We start from the raw sequence: 220 nt of genomic DNA, 5'->3' as shown, positions 1-220 counted from the left end.
ATACGAAGTCAGCCTGTGAAAGTGAAACCTGTTTCTATTGAGAAGAACATTTCGTATCAATTTTTAAGTTTTGTTGAACAAGAATTTATTTTGCAGTTTATACAAAATGTTAATTCTGTAAGTGTGAGACAACTATGTGAATTTATGATTAAAGAGGTTGGCTCTTTAGATAAACGTTATCTTACTGGAAAGCCTCATATCTACGTTCACGTTTGTAGTT

The 220-nt window shown here is 31.4% G+C and carries 1 protein-coding gene; it reads left to right on the top strand.

Going from position 1 to position 220, the window contains the following annotated elements; translation table 11 throughout:
• Window positions 1-15: 15 nt before the first annotated feature.
• Window positions 16-220: DUF3895 domain-containing protein (locus FE392_RS20640; RefSeq protein WP_319931964.1), on the top strand; the 205-nt coding region annotated here is incomplete at its 3' end.

It is taken from the genome of Xenorhabdus santafensis, assembly GCF_033949405.1.
Classification (GTDB): Bacteria; Pseudomonadota; Gammaproteobacteria; order Enterobacterales; family Enterobacteriaceae; genus Xenorhabdus; species Xenorhabdus santafensis.
Note: the sequence above shows the minus strand (reverse complement) of the source record. Positions and strands in the feature narration are given on the sequence as shown.